Annotated in this window: 13 protein-coding genes; 10 read left to right on the top strand and 3 right to left on the bottom strand. The window is 42.1% G+C overall.

Translation table 11 applies throughout. The features are described 5' to 3' along the window. Positions 1 to 54 precede the first annotated feature (54 nt). The 6 genes from HYD28_06045 to HYD28_06070 are packed head-to-tail and all read left to right on the top strand — an operon-like array spanning position 55 to position 7,073. Positions 55 to 1,347, top strand: coding sequence for an NAD(P)-binding domain-containing protein (locus HYD28_06045; protein ID QLE08563.1), 1,293 nt, complete (start codon positions 55 to 57; stop codon positions 1,345 to 1,347). 3 nt (positions 1,348 to 1,350) lie between these two features. Continuing rightward, positions 1,351 to 2,265, top strand: a complete 915-nt coding sequence (locus tag HYD28_06050) for a bile acid:sodium symporter family protein (protein QLE08564.1) — start codon at positions 1,351 to 1,353, stop codon at positions 2,263 to 2,265. 4 nt (positions 2,266 to 2,269) lie between these two features. After that, positions 2,270 to 3,196, top strand: coding sequence for an SDR family oxidoreductase (locus HYD28_06055; protein ID QLE10498.1), 927 nt, complete (start codon positions 2,270 to 2,272; stop codon positions 3,194 to 3,196). After that, a complete protein-coding gene (locus tag HYD28_06060) occupies positions 3,189 to 3,983 on the top strand; it encodes an SDR family NAD(P)-dependent oxidoreductase (GenBank protein QLE08565.1) in 795 nt (264 codons plus the stop codon). Before HYD28_06055 ends, HYD28_06060 begins: the two co-directional genes overlap by 8 nt. Further along, the gene (locus tag HYD28_06065; protein QLE08566.1) at positions 3,983 to 4,708 is read left to right on the top strand and encodes a sulfite exporter TauE/SafE family protein; all 726 of its coding nucleotides are present in this window, start codon (positions 3,983 to 3,985) and stop codon (positions 4,706 to 4,708) included. The genes HYD28_06060 and HYD28_06065 overlap by 1 nt, the downstream gene beginning before the upstream one ends. Before the next feature lie 49 nt (positions 4,709 to 4,757). Then, positions 4,758 to 7,073 (top strand): TonB-dependent receptor, encoded by a 2,316-nt coding sequence (locus HYD28_06070; protein QLE08567.1) that lies wholly within the window; start codon positions 4,758 to 4,760, stop codon positions 7,071 to 7,073. 53 nt (positions 7,074 to 7,126) lie between these two features. Here the strand turns inward: HYD28_06070 and HYD28_06075 are convergent, their stop codons facing one another. Next, the gene (locus tag HYD28_06075) at positions 7,127 to 8,179 is read right to left on the bottom strand and encodes an aldo/keto reductase (protein ID QLE08568.1); all 1,053 of its coding nucleotides are present in this window, start codon (positions 8,177 to 8,179) and stop codon (positions 7,127 to 7,129) included. Positions 8,180 to 8,191: 12 nt separating this feature from the next. After that, positions 8,192 to 8,620 (bottom strand): acyl-CoA thioesterase, encoded by a 429-nt coding sequence (locus HYD28_06080; protein QLE08569.1) that lies wholly within the window; start codon positions 8,618 to 8,620, stop codon positions 8,192 to 8,194. 153 nt (positions 8,621 to 8,773) lie between these two features. Between HYD28_06080 and HYD28_06085 the strand changes: the two genes are divergently transcribed. From HYD28_06085 to HYD28_06100, 4 genes are all read left to right on the top strand, one after another. Then, the gene (locus tag HYD28_06085) at positions 8,774 to 8,980 is read left to right on the top strand and encodes a hypothetical protein (protein ID QLE08570.1); all 207 of its coding nucleotides are present in this window, start codon (positions 8,774 to 8,776) and stop codon (positions 8,978 to 8,980) included. A 61-nt stretch (positions 8,981 to 9,041) separates the two neighbouring features. Beyond that, positions 9,042 to 10,094 (top strand): DNA polymerase IV, encoded by a 1,053-nt coding sequence (gene dinB / locus HYD28_06090; GenBank protein QLE08571.1) that lies wholly within the window; start codon positions 9,042 to 9,044, stop codon positions 10,092 to 10,094. A gap of 106 nt (positions 10,095 to 10,200) precedes the next feature. Further along, the gene (locus tag HYD28_06095; protein ID QLE08572.1) at positions 10,201 to 11,883 is read left to right on the top strand and encodes a carbon starvation protein A; all 1,683 of its coding nucleotides are present in this window, start codon (positions 10,201 to 10,203) and stop codon (positions 11,881 to 11,883) included. A gap of 103 nt (positions 11,884 to 11,986) precedes the next feature. Continuing rightward, complete coding sequence (locus HYD28_06100; protein QLE08573.1) at positions 11,987 to 13,510, top strand: leucyl aminopeptidase family protein; 1,524 nt, start codon at positions 11,987 to 11,989, stop codon at positions 13,508 to 13,510. A gap of 58 nt (positions 13,511 to 13,568) precedes the next feature. Here HYD28_06100 and HYD28_06105 read toward each other — a convergent pair whose 3' ends face one another. Continuing rightward, positions 13,569 to 15,206, bottom strand: coding sequence for a methyl-accepting chemotaxis protein (locus HYD28_06105; GenBank protein ID QLE08574.1), 1,638 nt, complete (start codon positions 15,204 to 15,206; stop codon positions 13,569 to 13,571). Positions 15,207 to 15,346 lie beyond the last annotated feature (140 nt).

Here is a 15,346-nt window from a genome sequence, read left to right on the forward strand (position 1 = left end):
TAAAAAATAGTTAATCTGGTTGTCACACTTTGATTTATCTATGTAGGAATGAGTATGCATCCATACGTTGTAATTGGCGCAGGCCCAATGGGTCTTTGTACTGTTCGTCGACTAGCTGAGACTGGCATTGATGTGATTGGTCTTGAAGCACACAGTGATGTAGGTGGTTTATGGGATATTAATAGCCCAACCAGCACCATGTATGAATCAGCTCATTTAATTTCATCAAAGAGAATGACCGAGTTTGCTGATTTTCCAATGGCAGAACACGTCGCAACATATCCAAAACATGATCAAATGCGTGAGTATTTTCAAGCCTACGCTAAACATTTTGACCTCTATAAGCATTACCGCTTTGGAGCATGGGTTTCTCATTGCGAGCCAGAAGGTGAGTTTTGGCGAGTTAGCTATGTGCAAAATGGCCTGCAAAAAGAAATTTTAGCGAGCGGTTTATTGCTCGCTAATGGTACTTTGCATCACCCTAATCGGGGACAGTTCAAGGGCTCTTTTGCAGGAGAGCAAATTCATTCAAGTGAATATCGAAGTGCAGGCTTATTTTCAGGTAAACGTGTTCTGATAATTGGTTGTGGCAACTCTGCGTGTGATATCGCAGTCGATGCGGTTCATCGTGCAAAATCTGTAGATATGGTGGTACGCAGAGGTTATTACTTTTTACCGAAATTTGTCGCAGGCAGGCCTACAGATACACTTGGTGGTAAAGTGCGATTACCGAATAAATTGAAACAAATAGTCGATGGTACATTAGTTAGGCTTATTTCAGGCAAACCAAGTTCATATGGCTTACCTGATCCAGACTATAAAATGTATGAATCGCACCCTGTGGTTAATTCATTGTTTTTACATCACATTGGTCATGGTGATATCAAAGTTAGACCATCAATTGCTGAGTTAACCGAGCAGGGAGCCGCGTTTACTGATGGCAATAAAGCTGACTATGATTTGATTTTAGAAGCAACGGGTTACAAGTTGCATTACCCGTTTTTAGACCAAGCCCACCTTAACTGGCAGGGAGATGCTCCTCGCTTGTATTTAAATGTGTTTAATCCATTACATCAAAACTTGTATGTGATGGGGATGGTTGAAGCAACTGGATTAGGTTGGCAAGGCCGTGATGATCAGGCAAAGCTAGTTGCTAAAGTGATCCGAATGCAACTAGATAACCCTACTAAAGCGGCTAAGTTTGCTGAAAAAGTGAAGCGTAAAGCAGCTGTCAGAATTGACGGTGGTATGAATTATTTAGAGCTTGAACGCATGGCGTATTATGTTCATAAAGCTGACTACCTAGCGGCGATTAATGATGAAATGCGCCAATTAAAAATGGGATAAATGATGTCTCAAGCAAGCTTAATCACTTTAAACTTAATTTTGGCCATGATGATGTTTGGTATTGCGCTTAGTCTCAAACTTGCAGACTTTAAGCGTGTACTTAAGGCACCTAGAGGACCTATTACAGGGTTATTAGCTCAGTTTATTTTACTGCCGCTGATAACGTGGTTACTTACTTTAATGGTTCCTATGCCTGCTGAAGTTGCATTGGGACTTATTCTTGTTAGTAGTTGTCCTGGAGGTAGTTTTTCTAACATTGTTACTTTCCTAGCAAAAGGCAATACCGCGATGTCGGTAAGTATGACAGGAGTAGCAAGTCTTGCTGCAACTGTAATGACACCGTTTAATTTTATGCTTTATAGCAGTTTGAACCCAGATACGGCTGTGTTGCTGACCCAAATTAATGTCCCTGCAAGTAATATTCTTGTGATTGTTGCTCTAGTGCTGGCGTTACCACTAAGTTTGGGACTACTTGCAGCTAAATTGTGGCCTGTATTCGCAGCTCGTAGTGAACCCTTTTTTAGATTTATTTCTCTGCTTACCTTGTTCTTATTTGTATTAATTGCACTTACCAGTAATTGGTCCGCATTTATTGCTGGTGCCAGTATTTTTCTGCTGGCGGTGATTGTTCATAACGCGATTGCACTATTGGTTGGTTTTTCGAGTGCCAGAATTATGAAACTGAATAAAGCGGATACGCGTGCGATTACGCTTGAGGTAGGGCTGCAAAACTCTGGTTTAGGCTTGGGTATTATTTTTACTTTTTTCGATAATTTAACAGGCATGGCCATTATTGCAGCAGCATGGGGATGTTGGCATCTAATTTCAGGTTTGGGGCTATGTTTTTACTGGCAACAGCATGATCGTAAACACGGTATAAAGATCGCAAGTAATAAAGAGGTTCAATGTGGCTCATAAGATCATGATAACAGGTAGCCAAGGCTATATCGGCAAACGGTTAGTCGAGTCGCTATCAACACAGCATAAGCTGGTAGGTATTGATATTGTTGATCTCCCTCAAACTGGTTGTCATTACTATCAACTTGATGTGCGTGATACGCGACTCGCAGAAATTATGCTTGAACACAATATTACACATGTTGTGCACTTAGCGAGTATTTTACAACCGTCTAAAGATGCCGTTCGAGACTTTGATATCGACGTCAATGGCACTCGAAATGTGCTTGAAGCATGTGTTAAGGCAAATGTGCAGCATATTACGGTAACGAGTTCTGGAGCTGCCTATGGTTATCACGCTGATAACCCTAGCTGGTTAACCGAACAACATCCGTTAAGAGGTAATGCTGAATTTGCTTATAGCCATCATAAACGCTTAATCGAAGAGCTATTAAAAAACTATCGATATACGCATCCGCAGCTAAAACAGTTAGTACTTCGCCCGGGGACTGTGCTTGGTAAAACTACTAATAATCAGATTACTGATTTATTTAATAAGCCAAGAATAATTGCCATTAAAGGCAGTGACTCTCCTTTTGTGTTTATCTGGGATGAAGATGTCTTAGCGATTATTTTACAGGGGGTTACAGAAAATCGTGAAGGCAGTTTTAATTTAGCTGGTGATGGAGCTATGGGCATAAAAGAAATTGCTAAAGCCCTAAACAAACCTGTCATTGAGCTTCCAGCTTGGCTTTTAAAACTCAGCTTACGGGTCGCGAAGCTATTCGGAATGACCCAGTATGGCCCTGAACAACTTAATTTTTTACGTTACCGCCCAGTACTTTGCAATCAAGCACTGAAACAGCAATTTGCCTACCAGCCACAAAAATCGAGTAAAGAAGTATTTGCTTTTTATCTCACTAATAACATTAAGAGGCATCCATATGATTAATCCATCGTTACCCGTTGCTGTGATTACTGGTGCGGCTTCTGGGTTGGGTTTAGATTTAGCAAAACAGTTAGCAACTCAATATCAATTAGTATTGATTGACCTAGACCTTAAGCTGTTGCAAGAGCAATGCGGACAAATAATTAATGCGCAATTATATGGCTGTGATTTAGCGAACAAGGACGAGCTTGATGAGTTAATAACGCAGATCAAAGCTAAGCATTGCTCAATAGCGTTACTGATTAATAATGCAGGGATTACGCATCGTTCTTTGGCTCGCATTACTCGTCCAGAGGTAATAGAAAAAGTAATGGCTGTTGATTACTTTGCGCCTGTACGTCTTGTGTCAGGCTTAATCGAACCATTACAGCAAGCACATGGCAAAATCGTAAATATCAGTTCTATGGCTGGATGGATGCCTGTTATGGCCAGAGCAGGCTATTGCGCAGCTAAATCTGCGTTACACCAATATTTCGAAACATTTCGCGCTGAAATGCGCCCAACGGGCGTGTCGGTGTTGATGGTATATCCTAGTTTTTTAGATACTCCGATTGATAAAAATGCATTAAATGGCGATGGCGGAAAAACCAACCATGCCCGCTCAATGGTTGGTAAAATGCGTACGAGTGACTGGATGGCAAAGCAAATTTGTGAAGCTATTCGACTTGATAAGCAACGGCTTTTCCCTGATAGATTTACATATTTTTCGGCGTTGTTATACCGCTTAATTCCACGTTTATACATGCATTTTATGGCACGTAAATTTGCCAGTGAGTGGGAGGTTGCGTAATGGTTTTAATAGGCTTAGGGGCGGCTATTATTTTTGCCTTTGCAGTGGAAGCTATGACTGGCTTTGGTAGCATCGTTATTGCCTTAACAATTGCAGCATTATTTATGGATATTCAGCAAGCAATGCTGTTACTCGTGCCACTTAATTTACTAATGACTTCAGTGATGGTGTTTAAGCTGCGTGCGTATATTCAGTTGAATTTGTTAGCAAAGCAGATTTTACCTCCAATGCTGCTTGGCACAATGATTGGTGCTTTACTAACGCCTTATTTTCCAGCGCAATTAACAAAAGTATTATTTTCTTTATTAATCATTTGGTTTGCGGGACGTGCCATTTGGCAAGCGTCAGCTATGCCTTTGAGTAAGCCTGTACAGCTTTCCGTGATAGGTGGTGCAGGTATTACGCATGGTTTATTTGCATCAGGAGGGCCTCTTCTTGTATATGCAATGGCTCGCAGTGGTTTAGACAAAACTTCATTTCGCGCCACGCTTCTAACTATTTGGCTTATTTTAAATAGCTGTTTAACTCTTTGGTTTCTCATCTCAGGACAATTAGCAGGGCAGTTGGGCCACTTTCTAATGCTCGCCCCATGTGTTCTGTTTGGGGCGCTTATTGGTAACTACTTTCACCATACAATTAATCAAACACAATTTTTACGCTTAGTCTTTATCACTTTATTACTGCTTGGAGTGTTGCTGTGCTTAACCGCACTGTGGCAGTGGTAGTAGGTGGCTATGTAAATTGCTGAATATCAGCACTCTCTGAGGAATTTGAATGCACACAAAAACAAAAATTAATGCCATTACCTTAGGAATAATCTTAGCAACAGGTAGCATGGCTGAAGTAAAAGCAGCAGATGACAAAGAACTTGAAGTAATCTTAGTTTCGGCCCAAAAACGTGTTGAAAGTGTCAAGGATGTGCCTTTATCGATCACTGCCATATCGGGTAAAGAGCTACAAAGTAAAAACATTAACGATAGTGAGGAGCTGTCATCACGTATAGCAAACTTTAATATCAGTCAGTCAGGGCAGGGCTACAATATCACTATGCGCGGTTTAGGCTCTGGCCCAAACCAAGGTTTTGAGCAAACCGTGGGTACTTATGTTGATGGCGTTTATCGTGGTCGTGCTTATCAAATGCGCAGCGCTTTTGTTGATCTCGAACGCTTTGAAGTATTGAGAGGGCCACAATCAACGTTATTTGGTAAAAATACCACCGCAGGAGCTCTGAATATAACGAGCGCAGCACCCACTGAGGAGCTATCAGGTTATGCAAATCTTAGCTATGAGTTGAATAATGGCAGTACTTTTGATGGTGCTATTAGTGGAGGCGTAACTGAACATTTTCAGGCTAGAGCAGCGGTAAAAGTAATTGACCAAGATGGTTATTTTTACAATACACTGCAAAAGCGTGATGAAGTTGGGCGCGATGGGGTTTTTAGTCGTTTAACTTTGACTTGGCAGCCTTTAGAGAGCTTGGATGTCTCTTTGAAGTATCAACATGACGAAGAAGATAATATTGGTATCACACCCAGCCAGCCAGTTGCAGAGCCTGTTTTATATAATGCGCCATTACCTGCCGTATTTGGGGATGTAAGTAGTTATGTAATCGGCGATAAGCTTAACAAAGGTTTGTCCACTTTAGGTGAAAATGAGCAAGGGGAGTTCAAGGCTGATTATTGGACTTTAAATGTTGAGTGGGATTTAGGCCAACACGTACTTAGTTCGGTAACAGGGTGGCAAGATTATACTATGTTGCAAAGTAATGATGGTGATCATGGCCCTGCACCTCTAACCTACCGCCAAGCGAGTGATGAAAGTTTTCAGCAGTTCAGTCAAGAGCTGCGTATTAGTTCGTATAATGATGGTCCGTTTAATTATATTGCGGGTCTATACTTTCAAACCACAGAACTCGACTTTTCTGAACTGTATCGAATTTATCCACTTAATGCGATAGGTCCACGTGATTATCAATCTGACAGCGATACACAAGCTGTATTTGCAAAGTTTGATTATCAATTTGCACCTAATTGGCAGGCATCATTAGGTTTACGATACTCGCAAGAAGATAAATCAGCATCAAGACGTTTAAGCATGATCGAGCTAAGCTCAGGTACACCTATCAATGATATGGCACAGGTGAATGTCCCAGCAACTTTGCAAGCAATGGGGTTACCTGCAGTTTTACCTACATCAATGTATTTAGGAGTTTTAAGCTCTCAACTAGGGCTTGAGCAACATCAAGTAAATGGTGAACGTGATGAAAATGAATTCAACCCATCGCTTTATATCTCCCGTAAGTTTGATGATGCAATGGCCTATGTATCAATGTCGACAGGGTCTAAAGCTGGTGGCTATGACGCGAGAGCTAATTTAGCATCAAATTGGCAATTTGAACCAGAAAAAGTAATAGCCTATGAAATGGGCGCTAAATTTACCTTGGATGACGGTGCTGCTGATTTGAATATCGCAGTATTTAGTATGCAGTTTGAAGATTTACAAACATCAACATTTGATGGTGTTGCAGGTTTTTATGTTGAAAATGGCGCTGAATCATCAAGCCAAGGCGTTGAACTCGATGGTCGTTGGTTAATTGCCGACAACTGGCAGTTGTCAGGCAATATTGCGTATCTTGATTTTAGCTGGGATGAGTTTACAGGTGCCAAATGTTTTAACAGTGCGATGTATCAACCATCAAACCGTGAAAGCTCAGGTAAAACCTGTGACTTAAGTGGTAAAACAGGGGCGTATGCGCCTAAATGGTCGGGCAGTATTAACCTTGATTATATTAAAGAGTTTGGTTCAGCGATGGAGTTTACTTTTAATCTTGAGAGTGAATTTAAATCGCGTTATTTCACTAATTACGATCTAAATCCATATACAGCGCAAAGTGGCTACGGCAAAGTCAATATGCGTTTCGGTTTAATGGATTTAGAGTCTGGATGGTCTGTTGCATTGTTAGGTAAAAATTTAACTGACAAGATGACTAGTAGCTACAGTACAGATATGTCGTTCGCACCGTCAGGAATGTATGCAACATGGGTTGAGCCAGGTAGAAGTATAACTTTGCAAGCAGGGTATCGATTTTAACTAAGTTCATTGTGTGGTTAAAGCCCTGCATAATTAACTGCAGGGCTTTTTACTTAGAAAGGCATTGGATAGTTTTTGAATACCTGTGCCACTTTTTCAAGAGCTTCATCTGTTAAGTCAATTGAAAAAGCATCGATATTTTCTTTTAACTGCGCCATAGATGTTGCGCCTATGATTGTTGAGCTAACGCCATCTACTTGATTACACCAAGCAAGTGCGAGTTGTGAAGGTGTTAAATTAAAGGCGTTAGCAATTTCAACATATTCAGCAATCGCAGCTTGTGATTGTGGTGTGTCTCTGAATAGGCCATTACGTTGCACTAGTGTCCAACGGCTTCCTTCAGGACGTGCGCCATTTAAGTATTTACCACTTAGCATGCCGCCACCAAGGGGTGACCAAGGCAGATAAGCGATATCTTCGTGAATACATTGTTCTATTAAATATGGCCAATCTTTAGCGTGCAATAAACTAAATTCGTTTTGAATCGATACCATACGCGGTAGATTGTGTTGCTCACTTAAACGCAGGTATTGACTAATGCCCCAAGGGGTATCGTCCGATAAACCACAATGTTTAATCTTACCTGCCTTTACACAGTCATTCAGACCTTCGAGAATATCTAACATGCCAGCGATATTTTGCTCAGTGTTTGCCTCTGAAAAACGAACGATGCCAGGCCATTGTTTAGCAAAGTGTGGTGAAGTGCGGTTTGGCCAATGTAATTGGTATAAGTCTATAACATCAGTTTGGAGACGTTTAAGTGAAGCATCGACGGCTTCAACCACCCCCTGACGGGTAATGTCGCCTGCATCGCGTACCCAAGGTAAGCCGTTACCTGCAATTTTAGTTGCAATGACAAGGTCATCACGTTTGTCTTTATTACGCGCTAACCAATTACCGATGATCTCTTCTGTTTTACCGTAGGTGTCTGGAGAAGGTGGTACGGCATACATTTCAGCGGTATCAATAAAGTTAACGCCTTTATCTAATGCATAGGCGATTTGTTCATCGGCATCGGCTTGGTTGTTTTGCATACCCCATGTCATGCTACCTAAGCAGACACGAGATACATCAATACCACTTCGACCAAGTGGGCTATATAGCATAATAGATCCTTGTTAATCGCTAGAATGGGCTTTAAGTGCAGTTAATAACTCATCATTTAACTGGGCTTTTTTACCCGTTTTAAAATTAAACATAACCACTTGTGATGAGCCAATTGTTGTTACTGTGTCTTGGCTCTCACTAAATACAGTGTAATGCATCATAAAACGATCTTGTTCAATATCACTAATCTTAACACCAACATGCACTGTATCAGGAAATGTCACCGGACGTTTATAGCGAGCATTGTTTTCGCTGATCACCGGGCCGACACCTGTTACTTGTAAATCTTTAAGAAAGCCTAGTTGAGTAAAAAAATCGATACGGGCAGTTTCAAAGTAACGAAAATACACCACATTATTGACGTGTTGCAGGGCATCCATTTCACCCCATGCAACATTAATTTTTGTTCTGATAGGATGTTGTTCTATAAACGATTGCATAGTAAATCTTAGTTGATTGTGAGAAAACTTAGGTTAGCAATATGCTGCTTTTAGCTCAAGGAAATTAGAAAAGTCAGTAGATTGTGCTAGATTTATAAGTTCACGCTTACGTAAAGTGTGAGCAAAATGAACACACATTAAAGGACCTTAATTATGCAGCAACTAACCTTGAGGGTGATAAAGTGGATCGCACTTTTCATCTTACTTGCTCTAGCTTTGCTCTGTTATAGCATGGGCACAATGTCAGGATTTATCGCTTTAATTGTCGTGGGCTTGTTATTAGAAGCCGCGTTTTGGTTATTTGGTTCACGGCTTATCAGCCGTAAAAAGCCAAACCAACAAACAAGCCAAACCTCTTAGCTTGCACTCTCAGGAAGTTTAAATATAATAACTGTATATATAAACAGTTGTTATATTCCTGATGAAAAAATTCATTCATATCGATATGGACTGCTTTTATGCAGCTGTAGAGATGCGTGATAACCCCGCGCTTGCCAATGTGCCACTGGCTATAGGCGGTAATAGTCGTCGCGGAGTGCTTTCAACAGCCAACTATATTGCCCGTAAATATGGTGTTCGCTCGGCGATGTCTAACTATCATGCCAAGCAATTATGTCCTGATTTGGTTATCGTGCCTGGACGAATGCAGGTCTATAAAGAAATCTCAACGCAAATTCGAGCTATTTTTGCAAAGTATACTGACCTTATTGAGCCTTTATCTTTAGATGAAGCCTATCTAGATGTAACCGACAGTACTGCTTGTAGGGGCAGTGCTACGCTGATGGCACAGCAAATTCGCCAAGAAATCTATGATACGACGGGGTTAACCGCATCAGCAGGCGTTGCACCGATTAAATTTATTGCCAAAATTGCCAGTGATGAAAACAAGCCTAATGGTCAGTTTGTCGTATTGCCTGATCAAGTTGATGACTTTTTGGCGAGTTTACCGCTTGGCAAAATTCCCGGCGTTGGCAAGGTGACATTAGAAAAGCTGCAACTTAAAGGGCTTTACACAGGGGCTGATGTGCGCGCGAAAGGGGTTAACTGGATGCAGCAACACATTGGTAACTTTGGCGTGTCATTATATCAAAAGTGTGCAGGTGAATACGTTGGCAAAGTCTCGACTGAGCGAGTACGTAAGTCACTCAGTGTTGAGCATACCTATGAATACAATAAAAATAATTTAGACGAGTGTTTAAGCCAGTTACCTCGTTTGATGGACGAATTAACTCGTCGCCTTGATAAACAGCAATTAAGCAACTGCATCAATAAGTTATCGGTAAAAGTAAAATTTGCCAACTTTGTTGTTACCAGTGCCGATCAAAGCCACCACCAATTAGACGAACGCATTTTTTCTGAGTTAATGAGCAAAGCCTATGAGCGAGGTAATAACCAGCCAGTGCGCCTGCTAGGGATAGGTGTCGGAATAAAGAGCCAAGCGCATGAGCATTTTCAGCTGAGTATATTAGACTAAAGGTTAACACCTTGGTGCTTGAAAGTTTGTTAGTGTCTAGTTGGGGTGCTAGGCCTATCTAGTTCAACACCTTAGACAACATTATAACTTAAAAAGAGAGATGACTATGCAATCGGTCGTAATCGTGCTGCTCGGAATAGTCGGTATGTTGTTCGGATGGTTCTTTTATTCGAAATTCATCGCCGAAAAAATATTTAAAATGGATGATAATTTTATCACACCAGCTCATGAACTTGAGGATGGTGTGGATTATGTGCCAACCAACAAAGTTGTGTTATGGGGCCACCATTTCACCTCTGTTGCAGGTGCTGCGCCAATTGTTGGCCCTGCGATTGCCGTATATTGGGGCTGGGTGCCTGCGGTACTTTGGGTGGTATTTGGTACTATCTTTTTTGCTGGTGTTCACGACATGGGGGCTCTATGGGCCAGTGCGCGTAACAAAGGCAAATCAATGGGCGCTTTATCTGAAAGCGTAATCGGTAAACGCACCCGTGCGTTATTTATGATTGTGGTGTTTTTAGTGCTGCTGATGGTGAATGCGGTATTCGGTGTGGTAATAGCCAAATCATTTGTATCACAGCCTAACGCGGTATTCCCTGCTTGGTCAGCGATTGTTGTGGCCTTAGTAATTGGCCAGTTGCTACGCCGTAAAGTGTCCTTAATTCCGCTTTGTTTAATCGGTGTAGCGATTCTTTATTACACCATTTACCTTGGTAGTAGCATGCCGATTGCGTTACCTGATGAAATGTTCGGCTTAAGTGCTAATGCGAACTGGATCATTATCTTATTTATTTATGCGGCTATTGCTTCATTATTGCCGGTATGGATGCTGTTACAGCCACGTGACTTCATCAACGGTATGCAGTTATTAGTGGGATTAGTGCTGCTTTATGGTGCGGTATTTATTTCAATGCCTGATATCACAGCGCCTGCGTTTAATACCCAAACGGCGGTAGATACACCAAGTATTATTCCATTGCTATTCGTGACCATAGCCTGTGGTGCGGTATCTGGTTTCCACGGTATTGTGTCATCAGGTACTAGCTCTAAGCAGCTTAATAAAGAAACTGATGGTCGCTTTGTTGGTTACTTAGGTGCAGTAGGCGAAGGTATGCTTGCGCTTATTACATTGGTTGCAGTAAGTGGTGTTGCACTTGCGGTATCACCAGAAGAATGGCACGAAATATACAGTCACTTAGGTGCCGGTAGTGTGAGCGCCTTCATTAATGGTGGCGCTAACTTAATTGAAAATGGTTGGGGTATCTCACAAGAAGTGGCATCAACCTTACTTGCTGTAATGGTTGTGTTGTTTGCGGGCACTACGATGGACTCTGGCGTGCGTCTGCAGCGTTATATCATCCAAGAGTGGGGCGATATTTATAATATCAGTATCATTCGTAACGGTATTGTAGCTACGCTAGTTGCAGTACTTAGCTGTTTATTACTTGCCTTTGGTGCTGGTGGTGCTGACGGTAGCGGCGGTATGATCATTTGGCCGTTATTCGGTTCGACTAACCAAATCCTTGCAAGCTTAACCTTACTGGTTATCTCGGTAATGCTAATTAAAGCGAATCGTCCGGCTAAATACACCTTGATCCCAATGAGCTTCGTATTAGTTATGGCGTTCTTTGCTGGTGTTATCAAACTTGGTGAATACTACCAACAAAGTAACTGGTTACTGGTGACACTTGATTTGTTAGTACTGGTAGTGAGTGTTCTGGTTATGCTTGAAGCTTGGTCTGTGATTGTTAAACATCGTAAAGATTCAACACAGGTTACAGAGCAGTAAACTTAGCTTGCCAGCCTTATAGTTAGCTATCTTACTTGGCTGGCAATAGCGCTCTAAATCAATGATAATAAGGTCCTATGTTTCTAACAGCAGGACCTTTTTTATGGCATACCCTCATGCAGTTGCAGCCCCTCAATTAGCGGATGCAGATCACGATGCATTGATTATTATCGGTGATGATTTTTCTTCTTTAGCGGACGCAAGCTTAAGCCAAGCTATTAACACTCAACAAGCTGTAGACGCGCGTATTGGCAAACAAGTTACATTACTTGTAATTGACTCTAAACGCGTTATTTTAGCGCCTACAGGCCCTCTAAACCGTGATTATGATGATGTACGTCGTTACTTTGACGCGGCAAAGCAAGGTGTACTAGAAGCGAAAGCATCGGGTAGCACTCAGCCTGCTATTTTACTTGCAAATGTAAATCAAGACAGCCGTTACAAGCATGCCCTTGAAGTGGCGTATTTAGGTGCTTGCCAAGCGCTGTGGCAACCTCTTGAAGCACGTGAGTTCCACGGTCAGGCGATTGAACCAATCAGCCAAATTAGCTTAGTGGGCGCAGATGACGCGATGAGCAAAGCCCTTAATGCCATTGCAGCAGGTCAATACGCTGCACGTGACTTATGTGGTACAGAACCTGAGCGTATGGCACCACCTCGTTTTGCAGATTATTGCGTTGAGTTATTTGCAGGTAGTAAGGTGTCTGTAGAAGTGATTTCAGATATCAACACCATCGATAAAGATTACCCAATGATGAGCACCGTAGCACGCGCATCTTACGCTGTTGAGCGTCATCACCCAAGAGTTGTAAAACTAGAGTATGTTCCTGAAGGCGACGTTGAGCGCACCTTAATGTTTGTTGGTAAAGGTTTAGTTTACGATACCGGTGGTGCAGACCTTAAAGTGGGTGGCTTTATGGCAGGTATGAGCCGCGATAAAGGCGGTGCAGCTTCGGTTGCAGGTTTTATGAAATCAGTGGCTGACTTTGCTCCTAAAGGCGTAAAAGTAATTGCTTACTTAGCCGTAGTTCGTAACTCAATTGGTTCTGATTGTTTCGTACCGGATGAAATCATTACCAGCCGTGAAGGTGTTCGTGTTCGTATCGGTAACACAGATGCTGAAGGTCGTTTAGCAATGGGCGACTTACTAAGCGAAATGAAAGATCGCGCCCTAAACGAAGTGAACCCTGAGCTATTCACTGTTGCAACTCTAACAGGCCACGCAGCACGTGCTATGGGCCCTTACAGTGCGTATGTTGAAAATGGTCCTGCTCGTGCAGCTAAAATTTCTCGTCAAATTGCTGACCTAGGCGATTTATGGGCTGATGGTGCAGAAGTATCACGCAGCCGTCGTGAAGATTATGACTTCATTCGCCCTCGCACGTTAGCTGACGATGTATTATCAAGTAACAATGCAGCTTCTGCAGTGACAGCTCGTGGTCACCAATTCCCAATGGCATTCTTAGCGATTGTCGGTGGTTTAGATAAACATGGCACTGAATCAGCACAACCATTACCGTATGTTCATATGGACATCGCAGGCAGTGGTGTAGAAGGCGGTGATTGGCAACATGGTAAGCCTACCGCAGCAACAGTAAGCAGCTTATTCGCTCGTTATTGTTTATAAGCTAAAAGCTATAAGTTTGAAAAGCCCCGCACAGCTGTGCGGGGCTTTTTTTGTGGTGTTAGTCGAGCTTGAAACGGTTAACGACATCACTTAACGCTTGTGAGCTTTGCTTTAAGTTTTCACTGGCGTTTGAAAGCCCTTCGGTATTCGACAGTGATTGCTCAGTTGATTGCGAAAGCTCATTAATCCGTAAATTAACCTCATCTGCGGCGCTGGTTTGTTGCTCGGTAGCGCGGGCGATTTGGCTGTTCATATCTTTGATAATAGTGACAAGTCGCTCAATCTCACTCAGTGAACTATTTGCTTCACCTGCCTGTGAAACGGTTTCGCTTGATAATTGTTGGCTTGCCGATACAGCATCAACAGCAGCTTGTGCGCCGGTTTGTAGTTTACTGATCATGGCTTGAATTTCGTCAGTACTTTTACCTGTGCGACTTGCTAATGTACGTACTTCGTCAGCTACAACAGCAAAGCCTCGACCTTGCTCGCCAGCACGTGCTGCTTCAATGGCTGCATTGAGTGCCAGTAAGTTGGTTTGCTCTGCAATGCTGCGGATAACATCAAGTACTGAGCCTATGTTGTTACTCTCTGCAGCGAGGTCGGCTGTTACCTTACTAACTTGTTCAATATTATGCGACAGGGTCTCAATGGCGGTAATGGTCTTGTTAAGAACCTGCTTACCCGCTTCTGCATTTTGCGCGGCTTCATTAGCGGCATGCTCAGCTTGATCGGCATTTTGACTGACATCGTGAATTTGATGAGTCATTTGTTCCATTGCGGTTGCTACTTGAGTCGAGCTGTCGTTTTGTAGCTCAATAAAAGAGTGATTTGTTTTACTGGCATCATCAACGCTATGGGCAAACTGATTTACTTGATCTGCATTGTGGGCAACATGTTTCAGTGACTCACGCATTTTTGCGGTGTACAAATTAAAGTAGCGCGATAAACGAGATACTTCATCATTGCCATTTTCATCAAGCTTTTGGGTTAAGTCGCCTTCACCTTGTGATATGTCTTTCATCATGTCGGCAGCAAGTTGTGTCGGTCGAAGAATGCTATTGGCAATTAGGTAGCTTAGCGCAACTAGTAGGGCAATGATCACTAGCGCGGTAATAATCACATGATTACGTAGCGAAGAGAATGCCTCTTCAATGGTATCGATGTAGACACCAGAGCCTACAATCCATTGCCATTTATCAAAGCCTTTTACGTAGGCAATTTTATCAACTGGCTCGTCTTTACCTGGCTTTGGCCATTTATAGGGAATAAAACCTTCACCTTGTTTTTTGACAATATTAACCATGTTGACAAATAACGGCACGCCGTCTGGATCTTTACTGCCGGCTAGTGATTTACCATTTAATTCGGGCTTAAATGGGTGCATGACCATAACGGGTTGATAATCATTAATCCAAAAGTAATTGTTATCGTCGTAACGAAGTGCAGAAATTGTTTCGAGGGCTGCTTGTTTGGCTTGTTGTTCACTCAGCTTACCTTGCTCGAATAAAGCATAGTTATGCTCGATAATAGAGTGAGCAGACTCAACAAGGTTTTTGGTTTTTATGTATTGCTCTTGTTTTAGCGAGCTAAACTGCTGCATCAAACTTGAGACACTCAAAAATATTAAACCTATCACTACCACACTCACTAACATGGCGAGGCGCTGAAAGATCGTAAAACGGCGTAAGTAATTCATGTGTATTCCTTCGTCATGCTCTTAAGAGCAATGTATTAAGCGTAGCCAAAATAGGTCGAAAATCTAGTTAAATAGTAGAATACATTGAGACAAAAAAAAGGCTGATTTAACAATCAGCCTTTAGTCTAAGTTACCGAAAT

The sequence above is a fragment of the Pseudoalteromonas shioyasakiensis genome, assembly GCA_013391845.1.
GTDB classification, from domain to species: Bacteria; Pseudomonadota; Gammaproteobacteria; order Enterobacterales; family Alteromonadaceae; genus Pseudoalteromonas; species Pseudoalteromonas apostichopi.

What these genes read in the sequence shown, in the direction of transcription:
- HYD28_06045 (QLE08563.1), top strand. Translation starts at nt 55, where the DNA reads ATGCATCCATACGTTGTAATTGGCGCAGGCCCAATGGGTCTTTGTACT.
- HYD28_06050 (QLE08564.1), top strand. Translation starts at nt 1,351, where the DNA reads ATGTCTCAAGCAAGCTTAATCACTTTAAACTTAATTTTGGCCATGATG.
- HYD28_06055 (QLE10498.1), top strand. Translation starts at nt 2,270, where the DNA reads ATGATAACAGGTAGCCAAGGCTATATCGGCAAACGGTTAGTCGAGTCG.
- HYD28_06060 (QLE08565.1), top strand. Translation starts at nt 3,189, where the DNA reads ATGATTAATCCATCGTTACCCGTTGCTGTGATTACTGGTGCGGCTTCT.
- HYD28_06065 (QLE08566.1), top strand. Translation starts at nt 3,983, where the DNA reads ATGGTTTTAATAGGCTTAGGGGCGGCTATTATTTTTGCCTTTGCAGTG.
- HYD28_06070 (QLE08567.1), top strand. Translation starts at nt 4,758, where the DNA reads ATGCACACAAAAACAAAAATTAATGCCATTACCTTAGGAATAATCTTA.
- HYD28_06075 (QLE08568.1), bottom strand. Translation starts at nt 8,179, where the DNA reads ATGCTATATAGCCCACTTGGTCGAAGTGGTATTGATGTATCTCGTGTC.
- HYD28_06080 (QLE08569.1), bottom strand. Translation starts at nt 8,620, where the DNA reads ATGCAATCGTTTATAGAACAACATCCTATCAGAACAAAAATTAATGTT.
- HYD28_06085 (QLE08570.1), top strand. Translation starts at nt 8,774, where the DNA reads ATGCAGCAACTAACCTTGAGGGTGATAAAGTGGATCGCACTTTTCATC.
- dinB (QLE08571.1), top strand. Translation starts at nt 9,042, where the DNA reads ATGAAAAAATTCATTCATATCGATATGGACTGCTTTTATGCAGCTGTA.
- HYD28_06095 (QLE08572.1), top strand. Translation starts at nt 10,201, where the DNA reads ATGCAATCGGTCGTAATCGTGCTGCTCGGAATAGTCGGTATGTTGTTC.
- HYD28_06100 (QLE08573.1), top strand. Translation starts at nt 11,987, where the DNA reads ATGGCATACCCTCATGCAGTTGCAGCCCCTCAATTAGCGGATGCAGAT.
- HYD28_06105 (QLE08574.1), bottom strand. Translation starts at nt 15,206, where the DNA reads ATGAATTACTTACGCCGTTTTACGATCTTTCAGCGCCTCGCCATGTTA.